Source organism: Pseudomonas sp. GW821-FHT03E01 (assembly GCF_059420765.1).
The window spans coordinates 372,511-397,005 of sequence record NZ_JBWKUI010000005.1; the positions used below are offsets into that span (position 1 = coordinate 372,511).

The 24,495-nt window shown below is 59.4% G+C and carries 29 protein-coding genes; 14 read left to right on the forward strand and 15 right to left on the reverse strand.

Going from position 1 to position 24,495, the window contains the following annotated elements; translation table 11 throughout:
• Nucleotides 1-312: 312 nt before the first annotated feature.
• From AC07VO_RS11235 to AC07VO_RS11265, 7 genes are all read right to left on the reverse strand, one after another.
• Complete coding sequence (locus AC07VO_RS11235) at nt 313-654, reverse strand: ribonuclease E inhibitor RraB (RefSeq protein WP_018925210.1); 342 nt, start codon at nt 652-654, stop codon at nt 313-315.
• Between the two features lie 198 nt (nt 655-852).
• Nucleotides 853-1,086, reverse strand: a complete 234-nt coding sequence (locus AC07VO_RS11240; RefSeq protein ID WP_064619239.1) for a hypothetical protein — start codon at nt 1,084-1,086, stop codon at nt 853-855.
• 155 nt (nt 1,087-1,241) lie between these two features.
• The gene (gene speE, locus AC07VO_RS11245) at nt 1,242-2,117 is read right to left on the reverse strand and encodes a polyamine aminopropyltransferase (RefSeq protein ID WP_018925208.1); all 876 of its coding nucleotides are present in this window, start codon (nt 2,115-2,117) and stop codon (nt 1,242-1,244) included.
• 238 nt (nt 2,118-2,355) lie between these two features.
• Nucleotides 2,356-2,547, reverse strand: coding sequence for a PLDc N-terminal domain-containing protein (locus AC07VO_RS11250; protein ID WP_007940802.1), 192 nt, complete (start codon nt 2,545-2,547; stop codon nt 2,356-2,358).
• 83 nt (nt 2,548-2,630) lie between these two features.
• Complete coding sequence (locus tag AC07VO_RS11255) at nt 2,631-3,161, reverse strand: hypothetical protein (RefSeq protein ID WP_064619242.1); 531 nt, start codon at nt 3,159-3,161, stop codon at nt 2,631-2,633.
• A gap of 225 nt (nt 3,162-3,386) precedes the next feature.
• Nucleotides 3,387-3,905, reverse strand: coding sequence for an ankyrin repeat domain-containing protein (locus AC07VO_RS11260; protein WP_019648228.1), 519 nt, complete (start codon nt 3,903-3,905; stop codon nt 3,387-3,389).
• A 111-nt stretch (nt 3,906-4,016) separates the two neighbouring features.
• Nucleotides 4,017-5,855 (reverse strand): long-chain-acyl-CoA synthetase, encoded by a 1,839-nt coding sequence (locus AC07VO_RS11265; RefSeq protein ID WP_086945800.1) that lies wholly within the window; start codon nt 5,853-5,855, stop codon nt 4,017-4,019.
• Nucleotides 5,856-6,198: 343 nt separating this feature from the next.
• On the opposite strand from AC07VO_RS11265, the gene AC07VO_RS11270 reads away from it, so the two are divergent.
• Complete coding sequence (locus AC07VO_RS11270) at nt 6,199-6,477, forward strand: DUF3509 domain-containing protein (RefSeq protein WP_018925205.1); 279 nt, start codon at nt 6,199-6,201, stop codon at nt 6,475-6,477.
• Between the two features lie 75 nt (nt 6,478-6,552).
• Here AC07VO_RS11270 and mtnC read toward each other — a convergent pair whose 3' ends face one another.
• Genes mtnC through aroC form a run of 5 tightly spaced genes read right to left on the reverse strand, consistent with a single transcriptional unit; the run spans nt 6,553 to nt 10,701 of the window.
• A complete protein-coding gene (gene mtnC, locus AC07VO_RS11275; RefSeq protein ID WP_086945801.1) occupies nt 6,553-7,236 on the reverse strand; it encodes an acireductone synthase in 684 nt (227 codons plus the stop codon).
• Nucleotides 7,237-7,240: 4 nt separating this feature from the next.
• Nucleotides 7,241-7,786 carry a 1,2-dihydroxy-3-keto-5-methylthiopentene dioxygenase gene (locus AC07VO_RS11280; protein ID WP_086945802.1) on the reverse strand — a complete coding sequence of 182 codons (546 nt, stop codon included), beginning with the start codon at nt 7,784-7,786 and terminating at the stop codon, nt 7,241-7,243.
• Between the two features lie 20 nt (nt 7,787-7,806).
• A complete protein-coding gene (locus tag AC07VO_RS11285) occupies nt 7,807-8,433 on the reverse strand; it encodes a methylthioribulose 1-phosphate dehydratase (RefSeq protein ID WP_018925202.1) in 627 nt (208 codons plus the stop codon).
• Nucleotides 8,430-9,581 carry an MFS transporter gene (locus AC07VO_RS11290; RefSeq protein WP_086945803.1) on the reverse strand — a complete coding sequence of 384 codons (1,152 nt, stop codon included), beginning with the start codon at nt 9,579-9,581 and terminating at the stop codon, nt 8,430-8,432. Before AC07VO_RS11290 ends, AC07VO_RS11285 begins: the two co-directional genes overlap by 4 nt.
• A 28-nt stretch (nt 9,582-9,609) precedes the next feature.
• Nucleotides 9,610-10,701, reverse strand: coding sequence for a chorismate synthase (aroC, locus tag AC07VO_RS11295; RefSeq protein WP_018925200.1), 1,092 nt, complete (start codon nt 10,699-10,701; stop codon nt 9,610-9,612).
• A gap of 85 nt (nt 10,702-10,786) precedes the next feature.
• Here aroC and AC07VO_RS11300 point away from each other — a divergent pair, with 85 nt between their 5' ends.
• Together AC07VO_RS11300 and AC07VO_RS11305 are read left to right on the forward strand one after the other, a co-directional pair.
• Nucleotides 10,787-11,797 (forward strand): alpha/beta hydrolase, encoded by a 1,011-nt coding sequence (locus AC07VO_RS11300; protein WP_086945804.1) that lies wholly within the window; start codon nt 10,787-10,789, stop codon nt 11,795-11,797.
• A gap of 87 nt (nt 11,798-11,884) precedes the next feature.
• Nucleotides 11,885-12,676 carry a hypothetical protein gene (locus AC07VO_RS11305; RefSeq protein ID WP_064619253.1) on the forward strand — a complete coding sequence of 264 codons (792 nt, stop codon included), beginning with the start codon at nt 11,885-11,887 and terminating at the stop codon, nt 12,674-12,676.
• 125 nt (nt 12,677-12,801) lie between these two features.
• Here the strand turns inward: AC07VO_RS11305 and prmB are convergent, their stop codons facing one another.
• Nucleotides 12,802-13,710 (reverse strand): 50S ribosomal protein L3 N(5)-glutamine methyltransferase, encoded by a 909-nt coding sequence (prmB, locus tag AC07VO_RS11310; RefSeq protein WP_028941057.1) that lies wholly within the window; start codon nt 13,708-13,710, stop codon nt 12,802-12,804.
• Between the two features lie 238 nt (nt 13,711-13,948).
• Here prmB and AC07VO_RS11315 point away from each other — a divergent pair, with 238 nt between their 5' ends.
• From AC07VO_RS11315 to AC07VO_RS11335, 5 genes are all read left to right on the forward strand, one after another.
• Nucleotides 13,949-14,539, forward strand: coding sequence for a cysteine hydrolase family protein (locus AC07VO_RS11315; protein ID WP_007940817.1), 591 nt, complete (start codon nt 13,949-13,951; stop codon nt 14,537-14,539).
• Nucleotides 14,540-14,670: 131 nt separating this feature from the next.
• Complete coding sequence (locus AC07VO_RS11320) at nt 14,671-14,991, forward strand: hypothetical protein (RefSeq protein WP_018925195.1); 321 nt, start codon at nt 14,671-14,673, stop codon at nt 14,989-14,991.
• A gap of 87 nt (nt 14,992-15,078) precedes the next feature.
• Nucleotides 15,079-15,636: a Smr/MutS family protein gene (locus AC07VO_RS11325; RefSeq protein WP_008005647.1), complete on the forward strand. Its 558-nt coding sequence runs from the start codon at nt 15,079-15,081 to the stop codon at nt 15,634-15,636.
• Between the two features lie 77 nt (nt 15,637-15,713).
• Nucleotides 15,714-16,259 (forward strand): GTP cyclohydrolase I FolE, encoded by a 546-nt coding sequence (gene folE, locus AC07VO_RS11330; protein WP_007988130.1) that lies wholly within the window; start codon nt 15,714-15,716, stop codon nt 16,257-16,259.
• A 101-nt stretch (nt 16,260-16,360) separates the two neighbouring features.
• A complete protein-coding gene (locus tag AC07VO_RS11335; protein ID WP_018925194.1) occupies nt 16,361-16,732 on the forward strand; it encodes a glutathione S-transferase N-terminal domain-containing protein in 372 nt (123 codons plus the stop codon).
• 100 nt (nt 16,733-16,832) lie between these two features.
• On the opposite strand, the gene AC07VO_RS11340 is transcribed toward AC07VO_RS11335, so the two are convergent.
• Entirely contained in the window at nt 16,833-17,999 is a 1,167-nt protein-coding gene (locus AC07VO_RS11340; RefSeq protein ID WP_018925193.1) for an aminotransferase-like domain-containing protein, read from the reverse strand.
• A gap of 82 nt (nt 18,000-18,081) precedes the next feature.
• Here AC07VO_RS11340 and AC07VO_RS11345 point away from each other — a divergent pair, with 82 nt between their 5' ends.
• The 3 genes from AC07VO_RS11345 (at nt 18,082) to AC07VO_RS11355 (ending at nt 20,947) form a co-directional block, all read left to right on the forward strand.
• Nucleotides 18,082-18,537, forward strand: a complete 456-nt coding sequence (locus AC07VO_RS11345) for a MarR family winged helix-turn-helix transcriptional regulator (RefSeq protein WP_064619259.1) — start codon at nt 18,082-18,084, stop codon at nt 18,535-18,537.
• Between the two features lie 361 nt (nt 18,538-18,898).
• Nucleotides 18,899-20,248, forward strand: coding sequence for an NCS2 family permease (locus AC07VO_RS11350; protein WP_064619262.1), 1,350 nt, complete (start codon nt 18,899-18,901; stop codon nt 20,246-20,248).
• 72 nt (nt 20,249-20,320) lie between these two features.
• Nucleotides 20,321-20,947: a LysE family translocator gene (locus AC07VO_RS11355; protein WP_018925190.1), complete on the forward strand. Its 627-nt coding sequence runs from the start codon at nt 20,321-20,323 to the stop codon at nt 20,945-20,947.
• Nucleotides 20,948-21,137: 190 nt separating this feature from the next.
• Here the strand turns inward: AC07VO_RS11355 and uraH are convergent, their stop codons facing one another.
• Complete coding sequence (gene uraH, locus AC07VO_RS11360) at nt 21,138-21,491, reverse strand: hydroxyisourate hydrolase (RefSeq protein WP_007940831.1); 354 nt, start codon at nt 21,489-21,491, stop codon at nt 21,138-21,140.
• A 435-nt stretch (nt 21,492-21,926) separates the two neighbouring features.
• Between uraH and puuE the strand changes: the two genes are divergently transcribed.
• From puuE to alc, 3 genes are all read left to right on the forward strand, one after another.
• Nucleotides 21,927-22,853, forward strand: coding sequence for an allantoinase PuuE (gene puuE / locus AC07VO_RS11365; RefSeq protein WP_007940832.1), 927 nt, complete (start codon nt 21,927-21,929; stop codon nt 22,851-22,853).
• Nucleotides 22,850-23,365 (forward strand): 2-oxo-4-hydroxy-4-carboxy-5-ureidoimidazoline decarboxylase, encoded by a 516-nt coding sequence (gene uraD / locus AC07VO_RS11370; protein WP_086945805.1) that lies wholly within the window; start codon nt 22,850-22,852, stop codon nt 23,363-23,365. The genes puuE and uraD overlap by 4 nt, the downstream gene beginning before the upstream one ends.
• An 88-nt stretch (nt 23,366-23,453) precedes the next feature.
• Complete coding sequence (alc, locus tag AC07VO_RS11375) at nt 23,454-24,449, forward strand: allantoicase (protein WP_007940834.1); 996 nt, start codon at nt 23,454-23,456, stop codon at nt 24,447-24,449.
• Nucleotides 24,450-24,495: the final 46 nt, after the last annotated feature.

Sequence of the window (24,495 nt, forward strand, 5' to 3'; positions counted from 1 at the left end):
ATATCAATCAGTTGGATAATGTCGCTGCGCGCACCGCACCAATCCTGTGCGGTAAATGCCCCACCCTGATCGCCCCCGCTTCATGGCGAAGCAATGCTGTCGCCTATCAGCAGCATAGTCAGAGTTGATTTCACTGCTCGGGAGGGAGATGCGGATAATCCGTACATTCGCTGGAAAACTGATCGCTCTTCCCTTTAGCCGCCTGTTCAGGTGGCTTTTTTTTGTCCGTTTGAAATGTGGCGAAATAAAAAGATCGAAACAAAAACGGCCAACCCAAAGGTCAGCCGTTACTAAGTGTCACTGTTCATAAGCTTATGCGAGTAGCCCTCGTATCTCCTGTTTGACGCCCCATCCCTCGATGATGCCACCCAGAGGCTCGACCACCGCCTCGAAGTCCTGCTCGAAGTCGCCGATCCCGTCGTAGGTGGCGTACATCACTTTGCTCAGTTCCAGCGACCACGCGCCGTCGTCACGCGCGCTGATCTGGGCATTCAAGGATTCACCACAAAAATGACCTGCCGCCCTGCGTGCCCGCTCCTCGTCCGGGAAAATGGCGTAGAACTCGATGGGATGGAATCGTGAAAAATCGAAACCGCCTTCTTTCATGCGGCGCAGCACGCTGCTGCTGATGTCTTCTTGATAGGCTGTGCTCATGAAACGTCCCCCTCAGACTGATGGATAGACTTTCCGTATTCCCTGCACTTTCGATGCGGCAACAGAGGTTGCCGCCGGGAAACAAGCATGTAGCTGACAAGACCAGACCTTAGCGAGTCACTCGCTGATCTCGGTTGCAGAGTAGCCTCAAGACAGAGCCGCTGCCAAGGCCTGGTGGTGAATGTGACAGGAGGTGTATCAAATCGGAGTAATACTGAGGATTTCAATGCTGTTTTGGGATTTCAGACTTTTGACGGTCGGATCAGCGGTACGACCCTCCAGATCATTGAGGTCCAGTTCGGCAGCGACCGGCAGGCGTCGGGCGCGAACGAGTTTGGCGGCTTGCTCCTTGCTCGGGCACTCCTCGCACTCGAAGAGTTCGTCGACTGATTCACCGTGATCATCCACGAAAGTGATTTTCCACTTTTGCATCGGTGCCTCCTCGGTAAAACCCATGGATGGGCTTACATCTATCTCGACTCGTGCATTGGCCGATCGTTCCAAGGGATCCTAAAAGCAAGACATGAAAAAAGGCCGTCACCCGCGTGTTTCACACACCGGCGACGGCCTTTCTTATCGACGAAGCATCAGTCGTTGCTAGGTTTGTTCACTGCTTGCAGCACGTACTGCGGCAACGCGAAGGCACCAATGTGGATTTCCGGGTTGTAATAGCGGGTGATGATGCCGCTGCCGGCGAAGCGCTGTTGCAGGGTTTCGCGGGACAATTTGCGATAAGCGGTATCGGTCGCGCCCCAGGCGAAGGTCATTGCGCCGCCGATGTAGGTCGGCACGGCTGCCTGATAGAAGTGCCAGTCCGGGAACAGGCTGCGCAGGCGACCGGCGGTGGTTTTGACTTCTTCGATTTGCATGAACGGGGTGCCGTTCTGGGTCACCAGAATGCCGCCTTCGTTCAGGCAGCGGTGGCAAGCCTGGTAGAAGTTTTCGGAGAACAGCACTTCGCCCGGACCGATCGGGTCGGTGGAGTCGGAAATGATCACGTCGAACTTTTCGGTGGTGGTGGCGACGAAACGCATGCCGTCGTCGATCACCAGGTTCAGGCGTGGATCATCGAACGCCCCCTTGGAGTGGTTCGGCAGGAATTCCTTGCACATGTCGACCACGGTGCCGTCGATTTCGACCATGGTGATGTGCTCGACGCTGCGGTGCTTGGCCACTTCACGCAGCATGCCGCCGTCGCCACCACCGATGATCAGCACGCGCTTGGCGGTGCCATGGGCGAGGATCGGCACGTGGGTGAGCATTTCGTGGTAGATGAATTCGTCGGCTTCGGTGGTCTGGATTACGCCATCCAGCGCCATCACCCGGCCCATGCGCGGGTTTTCGAAAATCACCAGGTGCTGGTGTTCGGTGCGCACTTCGTGCAGCAGTTTTTCCATGCGAAAACGCTGGCCATAGCCTTCGTAGAGGGTTTCCAGGTACTCGCTGGTTGGGGTATTGCTCATGGGAAGTGCTCCGATGAATGCGGGTGGCAACGGACGGTTACCCGCCCATGATGGCCAATCGATCGCCTCGATTGACCGGGAAAGGCGCGCATTCTACGTCGCGGAACATGACAGGTCGAACCTTCTGATGCACACACCGGTAGGAGCGAGGCTTGCCCGCGAAGAACGATGACTCGGTCTATCAGGTACACCGCAGCGATCCTTTCGCGGGCAAGCCTCGCTCCTACCATGAAGATCGTCAGATCCGCACATCGCCTCTTGGCCCGGCGATGGCCCAGATGATCAGGCCCAGCACCGGCAGCAGCAGGATCAACAGCACCCAAAGGACTTTCATCCCGGTTTCGGCGCCACTTTTAAGCACGTTGATGATGGCCCAGATATCCAGGGCAAAAATAATCAGGCCGATCAGGGTGTTGAACGTGGAACCCATGGTGTCGCTCCAAAAAAATGGTAGGCACTCTTAGGATAGTCGGGCCTGGCGAGGGTTCCGTTTTATTACCGTTGTAGACGGTTTCAGACGTGGATGGCCACTTTCAGGGCTTCCAGGGAGGGCGCGGCGGCGATGCCGACTTCGGCGCACAACTCCAGCACCCGTGGCACGTCGTTGCCAAAGACCAGCACCACTTGCAGTTCGTCGTCGAGCAACTGGCTGAAATTCATCAAGGTGTAGCCACCGTTTTCCTTGTTCAGGCTGCTCATCTGCACCTGAATGCGATTGAGTGCCGTGAGGGCTTCGGTTTTGGCCAGTTGCTTGGGCTTGATGTTGAACTCAACGCCGGGGCCGAACGAGGCGACGATCTGCGCGAACAGGTCCATGTAGGTGTCGGCCTGGAACAGCACGGTTTCCGGCAGACTGCCGACGACAACCCACTCGCCCAACGGGATCGGAAAGGTGTCGTCGTAGTTGATATCTGGATTGGCCGCCAGAAAAGCCTCGGGATCGGCGTAGGCCTGAGCCGCTTCGTCAGCGATTTTCAGGATTTCGTCCTCGCCCATGCACCCGGAGCTGATTTTGCTGATGAGTTCGACGAGTGCGGCTTTCATGAGGTGGATCCTGTAGCGAGGGAATTTTGAGGGCGCGAAGGATACCGCATTCGGAAACGGATTGCGGGACCTGGCAGGAACCTGTGGCGAGGGGGCTTGCCCCCGTTCGGCTGCGAAGCAGTCGTAAATCCGGTGAATGTGGTCTATCTGAATGACCGCGATCGCTGATTTTGGGGCTGCTTCGCAGCCCAGCGGGAGCAAGCTCCCTCGCCACAAAAGCCCGAATCAGGCCAGGAGTTTTTGCAGCTGAGCCGTGGTATCCGCCGCGCCCATGGTCTTGGCCGCGTCCAGCGCAGACACGCCATTGGCGTCCTTGGCTTTCGGATCGGCGCCTTTGCTGATCAGGTAGTCGATGATTTCGACGCGGTTGAACATCGCCGCCATCATCAGCGCAGTGCGTCCGTCGAAGGACGAACCTTCCACTTCAGCGCCACCCTCGACCAACGCCTTGACCACTGCCAGATCACCCTTGAATGCCGCGCCGGCAATCGGGCTCTGGCCGTTGTCGTTGCGAATCTCGGGATCGGCCTTGTGTTCGAGCAAAACTTTTACGGTGTCGACATGGCCGTGGTACGCGGCGAGCATCAGTAAAGTGTCGCCCTTGTGGTTGCGCAGGTTCGGCGGCAGGCCCTTGGTCAGCAGCGCAGCCATCATGGCCGCATCGCCCTCGCGCGCTTTGTTGAACACCTGTTCGGCAAATTCAGCAGCCTCTTCGGGGGTCATCTGGCGGCTTTTGTCTGACATTGGGGACTCCACATTCGGTCAATCGGAAAGCCGATAGTTTCCCGAGCAGCCCGGAACCTGTCACTTGTTTTTTCTCATGGACGGTCATAGCGATATTCAATAGCGACCCTTTCAATAGCGATGCCTGCCTCCGTAAATATCCGCCAGCACCTGCTCGGTGACTCGCACGTAGGTTTCGGTGCCCGGCAGCCAGGCATAAATCGGGTCATCGCCGGTTTTGCTCGGGTCGAAGGCTTCGTCCTTGAGCCGGGTCTTCTGGTACTTGAAGGTCCCGGTGGTTTCCATTTTCACTTTCACCCGCAGGAACAGTGGCACCGCATAGGCCGGCATTTGTTGCCTGGCGAACGCCAGCAACTCACTGAAATCCAGGGTCGCCAGGGATTCGGCCGGTGTAATGGCCGCCATCCCCGCCCGCCCGTTGGTGTTGTGGATTTCCACGCCATAGGCCACGGCTTCGGCGATGTGCGGGTGTTGCAACAGGATGTTCTCGACCTCGGTGGTGGAGACGTTTTCGCCCTTCCAGCGGTAGGTGTCGCCCAGGCGATCGACAAACTGCGCGTGACCGAAACCGATGTTGCGCAGCAGGTCACCGGTATTGAAGTAGCGGTCGCCCTTCACGAACACATCGTGGAGCACCACTTTTGCGGTCTTCTGCGGATCGGTGTAGCCGTCCAGAGGTGCCTTGTCGTCGATCCTCGCCAACAACAGCCCCTGCTCGCCCTTGGCCACTTTGCGCATGAACCCCTTGGCATCCCGCGTGGGGGCACCGCTGTCGTGGTCGTACGCCACCAGCTCCCAGGACATCAGGGAAAAGCCAATGGTGTTGTCGAAGTTGAGGATGTTGGTGAAACCAATATTGCCGTCGCTGGCGGCGTACAGCTCGCAGATGTGGTCGACGGCAAATCGCGTCTTGAACTCGTTCCACGCGCCGGGGCGCAGACCATTGCCGATCATCTTCCTCACGCTGTGCCGACTGTCGTCGACGCTGCGCGGTTGATCCACCAGGTAGCGACACAATTCGCCAACGTACCCGAGGGTGGTCGCCCGGTATTTGCGCACGTCGCTCCAGAACTGGCTGGCGCTGAACTTGCGGCGGATGGCAAACCCCGACGACCCGCTGATCGCCGAGCCCCAGCACACGCAGAGCCCGGTGGCGTGGTACAGCGGCAAGGTGCAATAGACGACGTCCTGCGGCTGCATGTCCAGGGCGATCAGCCCGAAGCTGGCGGAGCTGCGCATCCAGCGGCCGTGTTTGAACACCCCGGCCTTGGGCAACCCGGTAGTGCCCGAGGTGTAGATATAGAAACAAGGGTCATCGAAAAAAACCTGCCGGCTGCTGACGGGATTGTCACTGGGCGCGTCGCAGCTGGCCGCCATCAGGTTAATGAAGCCATCGGGCGTTTTGCCCGGATCGCGATAAGTATCTTGATCGGCGACAAACCAGGTGCGCGCCACATCGATGGCCACCCGCTCGCGGACCGCATTGAAGGCCGGAACCAGCTCTTCTCCGACCACAATCCCTACAGGCGCCACCAGATTCAGGCTATGAACCAGGGTATCGCGGGTCTGGGAGGTATTCAGCAAGGCGCTGATCGCACCGACCTTGGCCACCGCCAATATCGTCACCAGCAGTTCCACACGGTTCTCGATAAACACCGCGACCACATCGCCCTTGCCGATGCCTTGGGCAATCAGGTGATGGGCGATGCGATTGGCCCACTGATTGGCCTGTGCATAAGTGAGCATCACGTCGCCCTGCAGCAATGCCGGGCCATCGGGATTGCGCAACGTCGCCTGCTCGAAGCTCCAGCCGAGACCACACGGTTGGGTCGGGTCCTTGACGTTGGCGACTTTCATGCCCTTCACCACGCGGGGGATGGCTTTGGCAATGGAAGGCAGCTTGCGGAGCATCATGCCCCAGGTAATCGTGTCGTGCAGCGTGCGGCTCATGGTTGCTCCCGTTCGATCTTTTTATTGTCGGGTGGCGTTGATTGAGGCCGAAAATACGTCAGGGCTTCTTGAGCTGTACACGCGGTTTTTGCAATGTTTTGTATCCGCGACCGATGCCTTCGCAAAGCGGAACTCCGCCGTTGCGATTGGTTCCATCCAGTTGTCGACGATCTCGCAAAATGCAGGATGCACGATGGCCATTCATGCAAATTGCACGAAAGCCAAAAAATCATAAAAATGTAACTTACTGATTTATATGAAATTTTAAAAATATAGGTGCTGGCACAATCACTGCAACTACCCCTCCATGTTGCCCTTCAAGCACAAAATGGAGCTGATAGACATGAGCCTGATCCAGGAAAAATTTTCGTCGCTGTTCTCCAACTTCGAAGTGACCACCCAGCCCCGGCCGGATGGCGGCATTCTGCTGACCCTGCGCAGCCACGACGGTAAAGTCTTCAAACGTTCGATTTCCTACCAGCAATTGCATGCCGGCGATCAGCTGTCATGGGTCATCAGCGCGATTCGCCGTGACGTCGCCGAACAGGCCAGCGAACTGCCGCAGATTTCCATGCTGCAAAGCCAGCAACGGTTCGCACTGCCGACCTATCACTCGGCATAAACCGTAACAGCGCTATAAACGATCAGGCCGTGAGAGCTTTCGCTTCACGGCCTGAGTTGTTTCTACGGCTGATGTTTAAAAGACAGACGGACTGATCCGCGCAAAACTGTCCACCGTCACATGCCCTGCCAACTCCCCGCCTTCACGTGCCAGGCCACAGGTGGCCATGCCGGCCGTGCGCGCCGCGTCCAGTTCCTGAACGATGTCGGACAGAAACAGAATCTGCGAAGCCTCGACACCAATCCCCTGGGTGATGCGCTGGTAGGACTGCGCTTCGCGCTTGGGCCCTGAAGTGGTGTCGAAATAGCCACTGAACAGTGGCGACAGATCCCCCGCCTCCGAACAACCGAAAATCAGTTTTTGCGCCTGAATCGATCCCGAGGAATACACAAACAGTTGATAGCCTTCCTGATGCCAGCGTTTCAGCGCTTCAACGGCGTCCGGGTAAACGTGGCCTTTCAACTGCCCGGCCAGATACCCCTGCTCCCAGACCATGCCTTGCAACGCCTTGAGCGGCGTGGCCTTGCGGTCTTCGGCGATCCAGCCCAAGAGGATTTCGATAACCCGCTCGACGTCGGCTTGTGGTTCACCGCCGTCACGCCGCACAGCCTCGAGCTGTTCGGCGACGTCAGCACGTTCGGCATTTTCGCGAACGAAGTCCGGCAGGTGTTTGGCCGCGTACGGAAACAACACGTCGAACACAAAACTCACCGCGCTGGTGGTGCCTTCGATGTCGGTGAGAATCGCTTTGATCGGCATCGGTTCAGTCCTCAAGACACGGGAAGTGGCTGGCGATGTCATCGCCGGTGAAGTTGGCCACCCAGCCTTCGGGGTTGTTGAACAGGCGGATTGCGACGAAATGCGGGTTTTCACCCATGTCGAACCAGTGCTTTGTGCCGGCTGGCACCGAGATCAGGTCGTTCTTCTCGCAGAGCACGGCGTACACGTAATCGTCGATGTGCAGGGTGAACAAGCCACGGCCGGCGACGAAAAATCGCACTTCGTCTTCGCCATGACGGTGTTCATCGAGAAACTTGGCACGCAACTCGGCTTTTTGCGGGTGATCGCTTTTCAAGCTGACCACGTCGACGGTGATGTAACCGCGCTCGGTCATCAGCTTGTCGATTTGCTCCTGGTACGCGGCGATCACTTCTTCCTGACTGGCGCCGGGCTGGATTTTCGCTGCGGCTTGCCAACGGTCGAAACGCACGCCCTGCTCGGCCAGGGTCGAGGCGATGTCTTCAAAGTGGGTCAGCACCTTGTTCGGAATGTCAGGGCTTGAGACGTGGTAAACGGACAGGCTGCTCATCAGGGCAACTCCTTAACAGTTCATGCATTACGGTTAAAGAGCGAGCGCGTCTTCAACTCGCACTCGAACAAAAATTCAAAAGCCTCGATCTGCCGCAGTGCGTCGCTCATGCGCGCGCCCCACGTGTAGAGGCCATGACCGCGAATCAGGTAGCCGACGCAATCAGGGTGGGCGTCGAGCCAAGGCTGCACCTTGGTGGCCAGCCGCGCAATGTCCTGGTCGTTGTCGAAAATCGGCACGCGCACCCGGGACTCGTGGGTCGACACGCCGCTGAAGGCCTTTTGCAGTTCGTAGTCTTCGAACTCGATGAAATCTTCCGGCGTCAGGCGCGACAGCACCGTGGCGTTCACCGAATGGGTGTGCAGCACCGCGCCGATCTCCGGACGCCAGCTATAGAGCTGGGTGTGCAACAGGGTTTCGGCGGACGGCTTCTTGCCTGGCTCCAGGCTGTTGCCTGACAAGTCGGTGGCCAGCACATCGTCTGGGCCCAGTTGGCCCTTGTGCTTGCCGGACACGGTCAGCAAGGCTTCGGTCGGCGACAGGCGGGTCGAGTAATTGCTGCTGGTGGCCGGCGACCAGCCGCGGCCATACAGAAAGCGCCCGGCGTCGATGATTTCCTGGGCGAGGTGTTCACGGGTAAGGCTCATGGCCTGTCCTCTTGCATACGTGTGGCAATGATAACGGCAGCGGCAAAGGCTGCGAGGCTGGCAATACTAAAGGTCAATGTGGCGCCGAGGGCATTCCAGCTGTAGCCGGAGTACAACGCGCCCAGTGCACCGCCGGTGCCGGCCAGCGCGGCATACAACGCCTGGCCCTGCCCTTGCTGGCGCGCGCCGAAGCTACGTTGCACGAACTGGATGGCAGCGGCGTGAAAGCTGCCGAAGGTGGCGGCGTGCAGCACCTGGGCGAACAACAGCACCCAAAGGAACTCGGCAAACGAGCCGAGCAACAACCAACGCAAAGCCGCCAGCAGGAAACTCGCCAGCAGCACCCGGCGTACCGAGAAGCGCGCGAGAATCTTGCTCATGAACAGAAACATCAAGACTTCGGCGACCACGCCGACCGCCCAGAGCATGCCGATCAGCCCGCGACTGTAACCGAGTCGCTCAAGGTGCAAGGTCAGAAAGGTGTAATACGGCCCGTGACTCATCTGCATCAGCGCCACGCACGCGTAAAACGCCAATACTCCGGGGTTGCGCAATTGCTGGAGGAATCCCTCCCCCGTCAACCGTTCACCCTGGACCGGTTGCGCGTTGGGCACCCAGAGACTGCTGACGACGATCCCGGCCATGATCAGCACCAGTGCCACCGGGTAAATGTCGAGGCTGAGCCATTCGAACAATCGGCCCAGCGCCACGACAGTGATGATGAAACCGATGGAGCCCCACAGGCGAATCTGACTGTAACGCGAGGTCTGTCCCCGCAAATGAGCCAGGGTGATGACCTCGAACTGCGGCAACACCGCATGCCAGAAAAACGCGTGCAAGGCCATGACCATCGCCAGCCAGGCGTAGCTTTTGCTGACGAAAATCAGCGAGAAGGTCAGCAAGGTGCAGGCGGCGCCGAAACGCACGATCGCCAGGCGTCGCCCGGTGTAGTCACCGAGCCAGCCCCAGATATTCGGCGCCACGCAGCGCATCAGCATCGGGATCGCCACCAGTTCGCCAATGCGCGCGGCGCTGAAGCCCAGATGATCGAAGTACAGCGCCAGAAACGGCGCTGTCGAACCGAGCAAGGCGAAATAGAACAGGTAGAAGCTGGAAAGCCGCCAGTACGGGAGCGCCGCCCCCGTCATCAGACTGCAGCGGCCTTCAGATCAGCCATTAAAGCTGCCCCAACACCGGAGTGCTCACGCGCACATCGGCGTTCTGCCCGCGGTGACGCAGCAAGTGGTCCATCAGCACGATGGCCATCATCGCTTCGGCGATTGGCGTGGCGCGGATGCCGACGCACGGGTCGTGACGGCCCTTGGTGACGACCTCCACCGGGTTGCCATGGATATCGATGGAACGGCCCGGCGTGGTGATGCTCGATGTAGGCTTGAGCGCCAGGTGCGCAACGATCGGCTGACCCGACGAAATGCCACCGAGAATGCCGCCGGCGTTGTTGCTGAGGAAACCTTCCGGGGTCATTTCATCTCGGTGTTCAGTGCCACGCTGGGCGATGCTGGCAAAACCGGCACCGATTTCCACGCCCTTGACCGCGTTGATGCTCATCAGCGCATGGGCCAGTTCGGCGTCGAGGCGGTCGAAGATCGGCTCGCCGAGGCCCGGCATCACGCCTTCGGCGACCACGGTGATCTTCGCGCCGACCGAATCCTGGTCGCGACGCAACTGGTCCATATAGGCTTCCAGCTCCGGCACTTTGTCCGGGTCGGGGCTGAAGAAGGCGTTATCTTCCACCGAATCCCAGGTCTTGAACGGGATTTCGATCGGGCCGAGTTGGCTCATGTAGCCACGAATGACGATGCCCTGGGTGGCCAGGTATTTCTTGGCAATCGCGCCGGCGGCTACGCGCATGGCGGTTTCACGGGCCGAACTGCGACCGCCGCCGCGGTAATCGCGCTCACCGTATTTGTGATGGTAGGTGTAGTCGGCGTGGGCCGGACGGAACAGATCCTTGATCGCCGAGTAGTCCTTGGACTTCTGGTCGGTGTTGCGGATCAACAGGCCGATGGCGCAACCGGTGGTGCGGCCTTCGAACACGCCGGAAAGGATCTCGACTTCGTCGGCTTCCTGGCGCTGGGTGGTGTGGCGGCTGGTACCGGGCTTGCGGCGGTCCAGGTCGCGCTGCAGGTCCTCAAGGGAGATCTCCAGGCCCGGCGGGCAGCCATCGACAATGGCGACCAACGCCGGACCATGGCTTTCGCCCGCGGTGGTGACAGTGAACAGCTTGCCGTAGGTATTGCCGGACATGCAGGACGCTCCGTGAAATCGAACCTAAAATACGTAATGCGCGCCAGTATACGCAGGCTACCCAAGTAGTTCATCCTCGAACCTTATGGGTGCCTGCGAGTCCAACCGGCACCTTGTTGATGATGGCGTGATGATGCTGCGAGTTCTAGCCTTGAGCCTTACCCTGTTTACCGGTCTTCTTTCCAATGTAGCCCAGGCCACCGTCCTGCAACGTCCCATCACCCTGGACACCGGCAGTGGCGAGCTTTTCGGCTCGCTGTTGCTGCCCAAGTCCGACACGCCGGTACCGGTTGTCCTGATCATTTCCGGCTCCGGCCCTACGGATCGTGACGGAAACAACCCCGACGGCGGGCGCAACGACAGCCTCAAACGGCTGGCCTGGGTGCTGGCCAAACACAACATCGCCAGTGTGCGTTACGACAAACGCGGCGTGGCGGCGAGCCTTGCGGCAACGCCCGATGAACGCAATCTGTCGGTGGAAGCCTACGTGGCCGATGCCGTGGCCTGGGGGCAGAAGCTCAAGGCCGACCCGCGCCTGGGCAAACTGATTTTGCTGGGCCACAGCGAAGGTGCGTTGATTGCCAGCCTGGCGGCGCCAAGTGTCGACGCTGCGGCGGTGATTTCCCTGTCCGGCAGCGCGCGGCCGATCGATCAAGTGCTGCGCCAGCAGTTGAGCAATCGCTTGCCGCCGGCCTTGATGCTGCGCAGCAATGAACTGCTCGACAGCCTCAAGGCCGGCCACACTGACGACAACGTGCCGCCGCAGTTGCAGGTGATTTTCCGCCCCAGCGTGCAGCCGTACCTGATTTCACTGTTCCGCCAGGACCCGGCAGCCGCCTTCGCCAAACTGAAGATGCCGGCACTGATCATTCAGGGCAGCAACGACATCCAGGTCGGCGTGGGTGACGCCAGGGCGCTCAAAGCCGCCAAACCGGACGCCGAACTGGCACTGATCGAAGGCATGAACCACGTCATGCGCATCGTGCCCAACGACGTGAAGCGGCAATTGGCCTCCTATAAAGATCCGCAATTGCCCCTGGCGGCGGAGCTCGGCGCACGAATCCTCGGATTTATTGACGGACTTCGCCCCAGTTAAGCTCCAGTCCTGAAAAAAACGGCCGATAAGCCTTTGTCGCCAGCGCTATGACTGGCGGCAACAGGGCTTGGACAGGATCTCGCCGTTATGACTGATACCCAGACTTCACCCGACTCCACCGCTGAAAAAGACACACCGCCAGCGGTCGAGCTGCCGTGGGCGGACGTCCACGTCGAGCACCACAAAATGCTCCGCCTGGCGCCGTTGCAAACCGACCGTAACACCGGCGGCCGACCGCTGCGCTTTGTCGAATTCGGTTACGCCGAACGCAACAGCAAGGAGCACAGCCTGCTGCGCATGGCCATCAAGCTGCCAGGCCAACGGGTACGCAAAGAACAGAATCATCTGGATGTGTGGGTCGATCACACCGCCAAACGCGTGCATTTCGCTCCGGAAAGCGGCTTGCAGATAGAGCCGATGAACCGTGGCATCGGGCGCTATATGGCGGCTCAAGGCATTACTTGGGCGAAGAAACGATGGCCCGCCTACACCGTCGACGGCACCGACCTGAACAACAAGGACGCGTTGAACGAAGACACGCGCCTGCGCCGCGACCACTTTCTGCGGGTGCACGGTTTTGACGTGGCCTACGCCGATGCCCAGCATTTGAAGGGCAGCGTCAAAGAGGTGCAGATCGGTGATTTGCTGGGCGACTGGAACAGCGAAAAGCTGCAACAGGTGGAAATCCTCGAAGCCGCGCAGATGCTCCAGCAAGCCGAGCAGAACCTGGCGGAACAGGAAGTCAAACTGAAGAAACACGAAGAAAAGGTCAGCAAGTACAAGCGTGAAGACGCTGGACTGCGTTTTACCATTACCTGTCTGGTGGCGTTTGCGGTGTTTCAGGCGGGGTTGTTGATCTGGATTGCCACGCATCGTTGATAGCGTAATCCGCGGCGCGCCATTCGCGGGCAAGCCTCGCTCCTACAGGTGTTGTGTCGTACCCAATTGATGTGGCACACACAAAACCTGTAGGAGCGAGGCTTGCCCGCGAAGGCTTTCTCAGGTCAGACGCGAGAAGCGAACAGCGCCTGATGATCGCGGCACTGCTCGGCGGTCAGCATGAACACCCCATGCCCACCGCGCTCGAACTCCAGCCAGGCGAAATCGACTTCCGGGTACAACGCCTCGACGTGAACCTGGCTGTTACCCACCTCGACGATCAATAAACCTTTCTCGGTCAGATGATCCGCCGCTTCGGCGAGCATGCGGCGCACCAGGTTCAAACCGTCGTCGCCACAGGCCAGGCCCAGCTCGGGTTCGTGTTGATATTCGTCCGGCATGTCGGCGAAATCTTCCGCATCGACGTAAGGCGGGTTCGACACGATCAGGTCGAAACGTTGCCCTGGCAAACCATCGAAACCATCGCCCTGAACGGTGAACACACGCTCGTCGACACCGTGGCGCTCGATGTTCTGGTTAGCCACTTCCAGTGCTTCGAACGACAGGTCGGCCAAAACCACTTCGGCGTTCTGGAACTCATAGGCACAGGCGATACCGATGCAACCGGAACCGGTGCACAAGTCGAGAATGCGCGCAGGTTCGGCACCCAGCCACGGCTCGAAACGTTTTTCGATCAGCTCGCCAATCGGCGAACGCGGGATCAGCACGCGTTCGTCGACAATGAACGACAAGCCGCAGAACCAGGCTTCGCCCAGCAGGTAAGCGGTCGGAATGCGTTCTTCGATGCGGCGCTTGAGCAGGCGTTGCAGATTGACCAGCTCATCGTCCTCCAGACGGCAGTCCAGATAGCTGTCGGCGATTTCCCACGGCAAGTGCAGCGCACCCAATACCAGTTGACGGGCTTCGTCCCAGGCGTTGTCGGTCCCATGGCCGAAAAACAGATCCTCCCCATGGAAGCGGCTGACGGCCCAACGGATATGGTCACGCAGGGTACGAAGGCGGGAAGTGATCACGGGGTAAACTCCAGAAAAAACGACTGACGATTCTAACAGCCAAAAGGCGCCGCGACGACGCAGGAAAAACACCGGATCAGATGTAGGACTCTTCTATTTTTTCAGCGAGCTATTGAACAGAACGAGTATCTTGACAAGGCTGCGAGCCAGCAACGGCGGTGCCTGCGATGGAAGCGATTCACAGAAGCGCTCAGCCAGAGGACAATGCCGCAAAAGCCCCACCCGAAGGAGCCCCAGAATGTCCGTTCCAAAAACGATGTTTCAACTCAGCGGCCGTGGTTACGCAGCGGCCAATCTGGGTCATGCGACCCTAGTCATCATCGATGCCCAGAAAGAATACCTCAGTGGTCCGCTGGCCCTGAGCGGCATGGATGCTGCCGTCGCGAACATCAAACACCTGCTGGCCGCTGCCCGTGCAGCCGGTCGGCCAATCGTGCATGTGCGTCATCTCGGCACCGTCGGTGGGCTGTTCGATCCCCAGGGCGAACGCGGTGAGTTCATCCCGGGCCTGGAGCCACAGGGCGACGAAACCGTCATCGGCAAATTGCTGCCAAGCGCGTTTCACGGCACCGAACTGTACGATCGCCTGCAACAACTGGGCTCGCTCGACCTGATCGTTTGCGGTTTCATGAGTCACTCCAGCGTCAGCACCACCGTGCGTGCGGCGAAGAACCTGGGCTTTCGCTGCACTCTGGTGGAAGACGCCTGCGCGACGCGGGATTTGCCTTGCAAGGGCGGGATCCTCAGCGCCGAACACGTTCAGCAGACCGAAATGGCGATCATGGCGGACAACTTCGCCACCCTCGCCCTGACCCGCGATCTGATCTGATCGACCGTCGATGAGCGGCCCAAACCGCCGCTCATCCGCAAAAGCCTCTCATTTGCCGTAATTGCCCTAGCCTCAGGAACATCCCGGTCAACTCCCGGTCGAAGGGCCGATACCCATTGAGGAAGGTCGGAATGAAGTTATCCGATGGTTTTGATGCACGCCGCTTGCGGCCCAAGGGCCAACGCAACTGGCGATTTCGTTTCGGCGCAGCGTTCGCTGCCCTGCTGGCGATGTGCGGTGTATTGCTGGCGATGGCCGGCGCGGCCAGCCTGCTCGGGCGGCCACCGGCGTTGGGCGAGTTGAATGCCAGCCCGCTGGGCTCGTCGATCATTCTGGCGGTGGGCGTGTTCGTGCTGTACCTCGGCGTGTCGCTATGGCGCCGCTGCCGTCGCCGTTCGCGCCAGTCGCGAGAGCTGAACATAGCCCCGCACCTGATGAAAAAACACGACTGAATCAAAGGCCTGGCGTTTTGACGGGCCTCAATTGTTATGGATAGCGCTCCGACTTGGGTAAACTGCCCCCCCTTCGCGGAGGCTGACATGCAAGACGACGATTTTTCCCTGTTCAAAAGCGCGATCCAAGGCGTCAAGCCGATCAAGCACGATCGCGCCGAAACCGGCAAACCCAAGGCCGACCGCGCGCAAATCGCCAAGCTGCGCCAGGCCGCCACTGTGCGCACCGATGCGACCACCGTTGACGGGCTGTCCGATCAGTTTGTGATTGATGTCGGCCCGGAAGACGAGCTGATGTGGGCGCGTGACGGTGTTCAGGAAAGCCAGATGCGCAAGCTCAAGATCGGACAGATTCCGTTCGAAGGCAGCCTCGACCTGCATGGCATGAACGTGGAAAAGGCCCGTGAAACCCTCTGGGCGTTTCTGGCCGAAGCAACTAAATTCGAAATCCGCTGCGTGCGCGTCACCCACGGCAAAGCCGTGCGTCTGGACGGCAAGCGGCCGATGATCAAGAGTCACGTCAACACTTGGCTACGTCAGCATCCACAAGTGCTCGGCTTCACCTCGTGCCAGCCGAAACACGGCGGCGCCGGAGCGGTTTACGTGATGCTCAAACGCACCATGATGGAAGGTCGCGACGAGTAAAGCTGTCGCTTCACGCTTGCAGCGCCGTGTTTGCCACCGTACCCTTGCCCTTTGCGTAAAATCCCACAGGTAGTTTCATGTCCCTGGAACAGAATTACACCGCGATTCTCGGCCAATTGGGCGAGGACGTGTCCCGCGAGGGCCTGCTCGACACGCCAAAACGTGCCGCCAAAGCCATGCAGTACCTCTGCCGCGGTTATGAACAGACGCTGGAAGAGGTCACCAACGGTGCCTTGTTCAGCTCCGACAACAGCGAGATGGTGCTGGTCAAGGACATCGAGCTCTACTCGTTGTGCGAGCATCACCTGCTGCCGTTCATCGGCAAGGCGCACGTTGCCTATATTCCGAGCGGCAAGGTACTGGGACTGTCGAAAGTCGCGCGGATCGTCGATATGTACGCCCGCCGCCTGCAGATCCAGGAAAACCTCAGCCGCCAGATCGCCGATGCGGTCCAGCAAGTCACCGGCGCCCTGGGCGTGGCGGTGGTGATCGAGGCCAAGCACATGTGCATGATGATGCGCGGTGTGGAGAAACAGAATTCGACGATGATCACCTCGGTGATGCTCGGTGAGTTCCGCGAAAACGCCGCCACCCGCAGCGAGTTTCTCAGCCTGATCAAGTAACGCGCAGCAAGAAGAAAACCGGCACTGATCGCCGGTTTTTTTTCGCCTGCGAAAAATCAGGTAAGCTGCGCGCCTTCTGTTTGCCCTGAGAGACTTATACCGTGTTCGTCAAAGCGCTTCGTGTCGGCCTCGGCCAACTGATCATCTTCATCGATTTCATCACCCGCCCTGGCAAGAAGCAGCGCCCCGCCGCCGCTCAGGCTCAGGTCGAAGCGGCCGCCAAGGACCTGACGCTGTATCAGTTCCACGCCTGCCCGTTCTGCGTGAAAACCCGTCGCACCCTGCGTCGCCTGAACGTTCCGGTGGCCTTGCGCGATGCCAAGAACAACGAACAGGATCGCCAGGCCCTGCTGGAGCAAGGCGGCAAGATCAAGGTGCCGTGCCTGCGCATCGAAGAGAATGGCCAGACCACCTGGATGTATGAGTCCAAGGTGATCATTGATTATCTGGATAAGCGGTTTGCTGCGGTCTGACGCTTCTGTGGCGCCGGTATAAACACCGCAAAACCCGAACAAAAATAAACCGGCCAATTGGCCGGTTTATTCGTTTCTACCCCCTCTCCCACCAACAGCCTCAGGCTGCTTGCGCCGCCTGGGCCTGACGCACCACCGCTGCCAATCGCTTGAGCCCTTCGTCCAGCCGTGCCGGATCAATGTGGCTGAAGTTCAGTCGCAGATGGCCGGGGTTGTTATCCGGCTCAGGGAAAAACGGTTCGCCCGGCATGAACGCCACATCTGCTGCCAGCGCCGCTTTGAGCAGCGTGCGGGTATCCAGCGGCAGCTTGAGCGTCAGCCAGAAAAACAGCCCACCCTGCGGCACGTTCCAATCCGCCAGATCGGAAAAATGCCTTTCAAGTGCCGACTGGAACGCATCCCGACGAACCCGGTAGAAGTCCCGCAACTCGCCCAAGTGCTGCTGGTATTTTTCAGTACCGATCCATTGCAGCGCTTGCCATTGCCCGATGCGGTTGGTGTGCAGATCGGCCGATTGCTTGAGCCGCAGCAAATGCGGGAACAGGTCCGGACTGGCAATCAAATAACCAACCCGCAGGCCCGGCAGCAGGGTTTTCGACACGGTGCCGGTGTAGATCCAACTGGCCTTGGTCAAGCGGCTGACGATCGGTGTGGCGCTGCCGCCATCGAAGGTCAGTTCGCGATAGGGTTCGTCTTCGATCAGGGTCACGCCGAACTCGTCGAGTAACGCCGCCACCGCATCGCGCTTGGCTTCGCTGTAGCGCACCGCCGACGGATTCTGAAACGTCGGGATCAGGTAGATGAACGCTGGCTTGTGTTGTTCCAGACGGCTGCGCAGTTGCACCAGGTTCGGGCCATCAGCCTCCAGCGGGACGGTGATGCAATCGGCGCCAAACAGCTGAAAAATCTGCAACGCCGCCAGGTAGGTCGGCGCTTCAAGCAGGATTTCGGTGCCTTTGTCGATGTGGAGCTTGGCCGCCAGATCGAGGGTTTGTTGCGAACCGCTGACCACCAATACCTGACTCGCCTCACACGGCACGCCCAACGCCCGGGCTTCGGCCGCCAACGCTTCACGCAGTGCCGGCTCGCCTTCGCTCATCCCATATTGGCCCATGGACAGCGGCATCTGCGCCCACTCGACTTTCGGCAGCATGGCTTCGGCCGGCAAACCGCCGGCGAACGACATCACTTCCGGGCGCTGGGCGGCGGCGAGGATTTCACGGATCAAAGAACTTTTAAGGCGCGAGACACGTTCGGAAAAAGCCATGGGGGTCACCGGTAGCGAGGCCTGAGGAAAATGAGTCAAACTGATTGACCGAAATTACGACAGACCGAGCGGATACGTCAACATGCTTGACCTTAAAAACCCCACCACCCAGCAACAAGCCATGGAAGCGTTCTTCTTCGGCTATCAGGCCTTCACCGCCAAGGCTGATGAAATGCTCGAGCGTCGCGGCTTGAGCCGGGTGCATCAGCGCATCGTGTTTTTCATCGCGCGTTATCCGAACCTGAGCGTCAAGGAGTTACTGGCGCTGCTCGGCGTGACCAAGCAGGCGCTGAACATTCCGCTGCGGCAGTTGGTGGAAATGCATTTGGTGAACAGCGTCGCGTCCCAGACCGACAAGCGTAAGCGGCTGCTGGAACTGACTGTGGAAGGCGCGCGGTTCGAGCAGTCGTTGCGGCGCGAGCAGGTGAAATTGCTCGAGCGGGTGTTTGCCGAAGCTGGGGAGACGGCGGTGAATGGGTGGTTGGCGGTGAATCAGGCATTGGGGGAAGTAACCAGAGTTGATCGGAACGACACCTGACTGTGGCGAGGGAGCTTGCTCCCGTTCGGCTGCGCAGCAGTCGCAAAGAACGATAACGCCGGTATGCCTGAAAAATTGCCACCGCCTGAGTCGGGCCGCTGCGCGCCCCAGCGGGAGCAAGCTCCCTCGCCACAAAAAGCTCGCTACACATCACATTTCATATCTATATACCCCGCCTGCCATTTTTTTCGTCTACAAAATCAAAAACATTATTTGCTTTATTTGTATACAAAAGCATAATTCGCTTCGTGCGAGTTCCTGACCATCAGGTCAACAAATTCGCAAGTACCTCAAAGGGTCGCTGCCACCCTCATGGGTCCGGCCCTGGAAATAACAATAAAACTCTTGAGGAGTACTCGCTGTGGAAAGCCGCAAATCCGAAGCCTCGACGCTGGAACTCTCGCCGCCGTTACGCAATGGCTGGCTGGAGCGCATCTTCAAACTCAGCTTGCACGGCACCACGGTGAAGACCGAGCTGATCGCCGGTCTGACAACCTTCATCACCATGGCCTACATCATCTTCGTCAACCCCAACATCATGGCCGATGCCGGGATCGATCACGGTGCCGCGTTCGTGGCCACCTGCATCGCCGCCGCGCTGGGCTGCCTGTTGATGGGTCTGTACGCCAACTGGCCGGTGGGCCTGGCGCCGGGCATGGGCCTGAACGCATTCTTCACCTACACCGTGGTCGGCACCATGGGCTACAACTGGGAAACCGCTCTCGGCGCGGTGTTCGTGTCCGGCGTGTTGTTCATGTTCCTGACCTTTTCCCGGATTCGTGAATGGCTGCTCAATAGCATTCCGGTGAGCCTGCGCTTCGCCATGGGTGCGGGTGTGGGCCTGTTTCTGGGGCTGATCGGCCTGAAAACCTCGGGCATCGTCGTCGATAGCCCGGCCACCCTGATCAAGCTCGGCTCCCTGCGCGAGCCCGGCCCGCTGCTGGCTGCCATCTGCTTCCTGATGATCGCCGTGCTCAGCTACCACAAAGTGTTCGGCGCGATCCTCATCAGCATCATCACCGTGACCCTCGCCGGCTGGGGCCTGGGCCTGGTGCACTACGAGGGCATCATGTCGGCCCCGCCGAGCCTGGCACCGACCTGGATGGCCATGAACATCGCCGGCGTGTTCAACGTCAGCATGATCAGTGTGGTGCTGGCCTTCCTCTTCGTGCACATGTTCGACACCGCCGGCACCTTGATGGGCGTCGCCCAGCGCGCCAACCTGGTGAACGCTGACGGCCGGATCGAAAACCTGTCCCGCGCCATGAAAGCCGACAGTGCCTCCAGTGTTTTCGGGGCGGTGGTGGGTGTTCCGCCGGTCACCAGTTACGTGGAAAGTGCCGCTGGCGTAGCGGCGGGTGGTCGGACTGGTCTTACCGCCGTGACCGTAGGTGTGCTATTTATTGCCGCAATGTTTTTCGCACCGCTGGCTGGCATGATCCCCGCTTATGCAACCGCCGGTGCGCTGATTTATGTAGCGATGCTGATGATGGGCGGCATGGCGCACATCGAATGGGAAGAAGCGACCGACAGCATTCCGGCGATCGTCACCGCGATCATGATGCCGCTGACCTTCTCGGTCGCCGACGGCATCGCGCTGGGCTTCATCACTTACGTGGTGCTGAAGGCCGGCACCGGTAAGTACAAGGAAATATCCGTCAGCCTGTGGGTGCTCTGCGCGATCTTCATCGCCAAGTTCATCTTCTTATAAGCGTCACGCGGTACGCGTTTCAAACCAGCCTCACCCCGTCGGGTGGGGCTTTTGTGCATAGGGGGGAAAGTGATGAGTCTGGAAACCTGGCTGCTGTTCAGCGGCGCTGCGCTGGTGGTGATCCTGATACCGGGGCCACTGTCTTTGCTGATGATCAGCAACAGTCTGAATTACGGTTTGCGTCGTTCTTACCCGGCGTTTCTCGGAGGCGTGTTTGCCTCGATCTGCCTGCTCAGCGCTTCGGCGTTCGGCTTGGGCGCATTGCTGCTGGCGTCGGAACAGCTGTTCAGCGCTCTGAAAATCGTCGGCGCGCTGTATCTGTTCTACCTCGCCTGGCAGAGCTGGCAGCAATCACGCCAACCCTCCCTGGGCGCCGAAGTGCCCCAGGCTGCGCCGGTGCCACGCTTTCGTGCACTGTTCGGGCGCGCATTCATGCTCGGCGCCAGCAACCCGAAAGACATTTTGTTCTTTGCCGCGTTCCTGCCGCAGTTTTTGAGTGCCGAACAACCCTTCCTGCCGCAGTTGCTGGTGATGATTGCCACCTGGACCGTGCTGGATCTGCTGTGCAAGCTGGCTTATGGGCTGGGGGCTCATGGCGCGGCGCGGTATCTGCGTAGCGGCAAGGGGCAAAGCTGGTTTAACCGGGTCAGTGCCGGGTTGTTCAGCGGTGCGGGCGCGGCCTCATTGTTGAGCCGCTAAGGGCAAAAGATCGCAGCCTCGTTGCACTCGACAGCTCCTACAGGGGGAATGCGTTTCCATGTAGGAGCTGCCGAAGGCTGCGATCTTTTGACTTTCCACCAGGCGAAAAAAAGCCCGCAGTGTGAGCGGGCAAAAGACCAAAGAAGCTATATGCGCAGTCGCTTCCAGGTTGAGGCAGCTGCTTGGGGGATCAGCTGCCGCGATAGGTGGAATAGCTATACGGCGAAATCAGCAACGGCACGTGGTAGTGATCCTGTTCGGCAGAAATGCCGAACCGCAGCACCACCACGTCGAGGAACGCAGGCTCAGGCAACTGAACGCCACGGGCGCGGTAGTAATCGCCCGCATGAAATTGCAGCTGATAGACCCCGGTACGGTAGTCATCGCCTTGCAGCAACGGCGCATCGACCCGGCCGTCGCTGTTGGTGAGCGCCGTGGCGACCAGTTCCAGCTGCGAGCCTTCGACGCGGTACAGCTCGACCTTGATCGAACTGCCCGGGCAACCGTGTGCAGCGTCCAAAACGTGTGTAGTCAAACGTCCCATTGGTTCTGCGCGCCTGCCTGCGTGGAGCAGTCAGACCTCGCACCTCCCGAAGTCAGTTGAAAAGGACACCGCACCGTTCCGGAGCACGAAAAGTTGCGGCGAGCGACTGATTAAGACATTTTTCAAAAAAATTGTACACAATAAAAACGACATTTTTACGACCACCAACGGCATTCATGGTTTGCGGGCGAATCTTGCGCCAAACCATAAGATCAGTGGACCTTCTATCCATTAGCTGACCAGTCAGGCAGGTTTCTTGCAGTACCCTCCAATGAGAGCAGTCAGTGAAAAATGCAAAAAATCAGGCTTACAAAGTGAATATAAAGTTGTATACAATCACTCCGTCGCTGTGACGCCAGCCTGCCCTCTCATCGCCAGGCCGCCACACACACCCTGACTTTGAACAAGTCGACACGAACAAGAAGGAAGACTGCAGTGAGCGCTGACTACCCACGCGACCTGATCGGTTACGGCAGTAACCCTCCTCACCCACACTGGCCGGGCAATGCCCGCATCGCCCTGTCCTTCGTGCTCAACTACGAGGAAGGTGGCGAGCGCAATATCCTTCACGGCGATAAAGAGTCCGAAGCCTTCCTCTCGGAAATGGTCTCGGCGCAGCCGCTGCAAGGCGAGCGCAACATGAGCATGGAATCCCTTTACGAGTATGGCAGCCGTGCCGGCGTCTGGCGGATTCTGAAACTGTTCAAGGAATTCGACATCCCGCTGACCATCTTCGCCGTGGCCATGGCCGCCCAGCGTCACCCGGACGTGATCCGCGCGATGGTCGAGGCCGGCCACGAGATCTGCAGCCACGGCTATCGCTGGATCGACTACCAGTACATGGACGAAGCGCAGGAACGCGAGCACATGCTCGAAGCGATCCGCATCCTCACCGAAATCACCGGCGAGCGCCCGCTGGGCTGGTACACCGGCCGCACCGGCCCGAACACCCGTCGGCTGGTGATGGAAGAAGGCGGTTTCCTCTATGACTGCGACACCTACGACGACGACCTGCCCTACTGGGAACCGAACAACCCGACCGGCAAGCCACACCTGGTGATCCCGTACACCCTGGACACCAACGACATGCGCTTCACCCAGGTTCAGGGTTTCAACAAGGGCGACGACTTTTTCGAATACCTGAAGGACGCCTTCGACGTGCTGTATGCCGAAGGCGCCGAGGCACCGAAAATGTTGTCGATCGGCCTGCACTGCCGGCTGATCGGCCGTCCGGCGCGCCTGGCCTCGCTCAAACGCTTTATCGAATACGCTAAAAGTCATGAACAGGTGTGGTTCAGCCGCCGCGTCGACATCGCTCGCCACTGGCAGCAAACCCATCCGTACCAAGGGGCTGCCAAATGAGCCACTTCCAGACACTGAAACCCTCGACCCTGAGCCGCGACGCGTTTGTCGCCGCCTTCGCCGACATCTACGAACACTCGCCATGGGTGGCCGAGAAGGCCTTCGACCTGGGCCAGGACGCTTCGATCGACCAGATCGAAACCCTGCACCAGCGCATGAGCGATATCCTGTTGAGTGCCGATCACGCCAGCCAACTGGCCCTGATCAACGCGCACCCGGACCTGGCCGGCAAAGCTGCCGTCCAGGGCCAACTGACCGAAGCCAGCACCCATGAACAGGCTGGCGCCGGTATTCACCAATGCACGGCCGAAGAGTTTCAGCGCTTCACCGAGCTGAACGACGCCTACAAGGCCAAGTTCAAGTTTCCCTTCATCATGGCGGTAAAAGGCAGCAACCGGCATCAGATCCTCGCGGCGTTCGAAACGCGCATTCACAATTCGGTCGACACCGAATTCAAATGCGCGCTGGCGCAGATCAACAAGATCGCGTTGTTCCGATTACTGACCCTATAGCGAGCTTTGCCCGAGTGTTCTCAAACGCAAACAGCACCCAGGGCACTGCAAGCATCCCAAGCCAACTTATTAAAGGCAGACAAGAAGAATGAAAGCTTACGCCGTACCTTTCGAGAAGTTCGTCAACCTGGCCGACGCCCGTCTGGGCACCAAAATCATCTCGGTCACCGATGACTGGTTCGCAGACGCCAACCGTCTGTTCCAGCCGACCCCGGCCGTGTGGAAAGAGGGCGTGTTCGATGACAACGGCAAGTGGATGGACGGCTGGGAGTCGCGCCGCAAGCGCTTCGAAGGCTACGACAGCGCGGTGATCCGCCTGGGCGTACCGGGTTCGATCAAAGGCGTGGACATCGACACTTCATTCTTCACCGGCAACTACCCGCCATCGGCCTCCCTGGAAGCCTGCTTCCTGGCCTCGGGCGAGCCGGACGAAAACACCCAGTGGACTGAAGTGCTGTCGGCCGTCGAGCTGCAGGGCAACAGCCATCACTACCACGAAATCAATAACGACCAGGCGTTCAGCCACCTGCGCTTCAACATCTATCCGGATGGTGGCGTGGCCCGTCTGCGCGTGTACGGCATTCCGTTCCGCGACTGGTCGGCCGTTGGCGACAACGAACAAGTCGACCTGGCTGCAGCCCTGAACGGCGGTCGCGCCCTCGCCTGCTCCGATGAACACTTCGGCCGCATGAGCAACATCCTCAACCCGGGCCGTGGCATCAACATGGGCGATGGCTGGGAAACCGCACGTCGTCGTACCCCGGGCAATGACTGGGTGATCGTCGCGCTGGGCCATGCGGGTGAAGTCGAGAAAGTCATCGTCGACACCCTGCACTTCAAGGGCAACTACCCGGACAGCTGCTCGATCCAGGGTGCATTCGTGAAGGGCGGCACCGACAGCCAGATCGAAACCCAATCGCTGTTCTGGCGCGAACTACTGCCAAGCCAGAAGCTGGAAATGCACGCCGAACACACCTTCGCCGAGCAGATCAAGGCGCTGGGCCCGATCACCCACATCCGCCTGAACGTGTTCCCGGATGGTGGTGTGAGCCGCCTGCGCGTTTTGGGCAAGGTCGCGAAGTAATGCTGAGCCTGTAGGAGCCGGCTTGCTGGCGATAGCGCCCTCACTG

Bases quoted from the DNA above. Each gene is read 5' to 3' on its own strand.
- AC07VO_RS11235 (WP_018925210.1), bottom strand. From the start codon at position 654: ATGAGCACAGCCTATCAAGAAGACATCAGCAGCAGCGTGCTGCGCCGC.
- AC07VO_RS11240 (WP_064619239.1), bottom strand. From the start codon at position 1,086: ATGCAAAAGTGGAAAATCACTTTCGTGGATGATCACGGTGAATCAGTC.
- speE (WP_018925208.1), bottom strand. From the start codon at position 2,117: ATGAGCAATACCCCAACCAGCGAGTACCTGGAAACCCTCTACGAAGGC.
- AC07VO_RS11250 (WP_007940802.1), bottom strand. From the start codon at position 2,547: ATGGGTTCCACGTTCAACACCCTGATCGGCCTGATTATTTTTGCCCTG.
- AC07VO_RS11255 (WP_064619242.1), bottom strand. From the start codon at position 3,161: ATGAAAGCCGCACTCGTCGAACTCATCAGCAAAATCAGCTCCGGGTGC.
- AC07VO_RS11260 (WP_019648228.1), bottom strand. From the start codon at position 3,905: ATGTCAGACAAAAGCCGCCAGATGACCCCCGAAGAGGCTGCTGAATTT.
- AC07VO_RS11265 (WP_086945800.1), bottom strand. From the start codon at position 5,855: ATGAGCCGCACGCTGCACGACACGATTACCTGGGGCATGATGCTCCGC.
- AC07VO_RS11270 (WP_018925205.1), top strand. From the start codon at position 6,199: ATGAGCCTGATCCAGGAAAAATTTTCGTCGCTGTTCTCCAACTTCGAA.
- mtnC (WP_086945801.1), bottom strand. From the start codon at position 7,236: ATGCCGATCAAAGCGATTCTCACCGACATCGAAGGCACCACCAGCGCG.
- AC07VO_RS11280 (WP_086945802.1), bottom strand. From the start codon at position 7,786: ATGAGCAGCCTGTCCGTTTACCACGTCTCAAGCCCTGACATTCCGAAC.
- AC07VO_RS11285 (WP_018925202.1), bottom strand. From the start codon at position 8,433: ATGAGCCTTACCCGTGAACACCTCGCCCAGGAAATCATCGACGCCGGG.
- AC07VO_RS11290 (WP_086945803.1), bottom strand. From the start codon at position 9,581: ATGACGGGGGCGGCGCTCCCGTACTGGCGGCTTTCCAGCTTCTACCTG.
- aroC (WP_018925200.1), bottom strand. From the start codon at position 10,701: ATGTCCGGCAATACCTACGGCAAGCTGTTCACTGTCACCACCGCGGGC.
- AC07VO_RS11300 (WP_086945804.1), top strand. From the start codon at position 10,787: ATGGGTGCCTGCGAGTCCAACCGGCACCTTGTTGATGATGGCGTGATG.
- AC07VO_RS11305 (WP_064619253.1), top strand. From the start codon at position 11,885: ATGACTGATACCCAGACTTCACCCGACTCCACCGCTGAAAAAGACACA.
- AC07VO_RS11315 (WP_007940817.1), top strand. From the start codon at position 13,949: ATGTCCGTTCCAAAAACGATGTTTCAACTCAGCGGCCGTGGTTACGCA.
- AC07VO_RS11320 (WP_018925195.1), top strand. From the start codon at position 14,671: ATGAAGTTATCCGATGGTTTTGATGCACGCCGCTTGCGGCCCAAGGGC.
- AC07VO_RS11325 (WP_008005647.1), top strand. From the start codon at position 15,079: ATGCAAGACGACGATTTTTCCCTGTTCAAAAGCGCGATCCAAGGCGTC.
- folE (WP_007988130.1), top strand. From the start codon at position 15,714: ATGTCCCTGGAACAGAATTACACCGCGATTCTCGGCCAATTGGGCGAG.
- AC07VO_RS11340 (WP_018925193.1), bottom strand. From the start codon at position 17,999: ATGGCTTTTTCCGAACGTGTCTCGCGCCTTAAAAGTTCTTTGATCCGT.
- AC07VO_RS11345 (WP_064619259.1), top strand. From the start codon at position 18,082: ATGCTTGACCTTAAAAACCCCACCACCCAGCAACAAGCCATGGAAGCG.
- AC07VO_RS11355 (WP_018925190.1), top strand. From the start codon at position 20,321: ATGAGTCTGGAAACCTGGCTGCTGTTCAGCGGCGCTGCGCTGGTGGTG.
- uraH (WP_007940831.1), bottom strand. From the start codon at position 21,491: ATGGGACGTTTGACTACACACGTTTTGGACGCTGCACACGGTTGCCCG.
- uraD (WP_086945805.1), top strand. From the start codon at position 22,850: ATGAGCCACTTCCAGACACTGAAACCCTCGACCCTGAGCCGCGACGCG.
- alc (WP_007940834.1), top strand. From the start codon at position 23,454: ATGAAAGCTTACGCCGTACCTTTCGAGAAGTTCGTCAACCTGGCCGAC.